This is a genomic window from Photorhabdus kleinii (assembly GCF_025384885.1).
Classification (GTDB): domain Bacteria; phylum Pseudomonadota; class Gammaproteobacteria; order Enterobacterales; family Enterobacteriaceae; genus Photorhabdus; species Photorhabdus kayaii.
In genome coordinates this window covers 1-851 of record NZ_JAJAFY010000151.1, presented here as the reverse complement: position 1 = coordinate 851, position 851 = coordinate 1, and the positions used below count along the sequence as shown (strand labels likewise).

At 48.1% G+C, this 851-nt stretch carries 1 protein-coding gene and 1 pseudogene; both read left to right on the top strand.

Annotation, left to right across the window (positions count from 1 at the left end; all coding sequences use genetic code 11):
- A pseudogene (locus LG003_RS23110) lies at positions 1-183 on the top strand (hypothetical protein); the annotation flags it as partial.
- A 10-nt stretch (positions 184-193) separates the two neighbouring features.
- Positions 194-571, top strand: coding sequence for a type II toxin-antitoxin system YafO family toxin (locus LG003_RS23105; RefSeq protein WP_112876948.1), 378 nt, complete (start codon positions 194-196; stop codon positions 569-571).
- Positions 572-851: the final 280 nt, after the last annotated feature.

Here is an 851-nt window from a genome sequence, read left to right as displayed (position 1 = left end):
CGCTTCGGGCGTGCATCTGCTGACTTACGGTATACGTTGGAAGAAATCACTGCATTTTCAAAAAGTACGCATATCCCTAATAAAGCATCAAATGCCGGTGCTGACTTAGATAAAGATGCGGTCCGGGAACTTATTCGTACCGAACATGTTGCTTTAGGCTTGGAAGCTCCAGTTTTCCATTGAAGGGGATACCGTGATCCACGTTTCTATTCACAAAGATATTGAAATCCCCGCAGTGGCAAGGCAGTATGCAAAAATTTTGCAAGATTGGAAAAATGGCGGATCGCTTCCCGCCATTTTTGGTGATGAGGGACGCTGGGAAGACCACGCGTCTCTATGTCAATCTTATGTTTTTAAAATTCATATTAGATTACCCGACGAACCTCCCTGGCCTAGTCATTTACCCGCTGCCGCCAGAAAATCTGATAGCTACCTGGTTTATTCCCGACATTGGTGTGATCCATCAAAATATCAAATCATTAGCATCATGAGTCCCAACGCTCATGAGCTAGCAAGAACCTCATTTCTTGCCGTGCTGGTTGATCGCGCGGAAGATTTTCAAAACACATGAGAATGAGTTTGCCCGCCAACTGGCGGGTTATTTTTTTGTATGAAATTCATTGCACAAATCTGCATAATTTTGCACAATAATCACCACGCCAGCGATCCCCTTCCGCGCCAGACCCGGCAAGCCTTCATCCACTACGCACAATTGCACAAAAACGCGCCCTTTTTGCGTGCGGGCGAGGCGGGGGAGCAAGCGCGAGCAAAGAGGGGTATTCGTGGGTTACTTTGGTAATCGCGAAATAGGCCGCTGACACCGCGCCAGAACCGCGCAGCGACGCGGATGT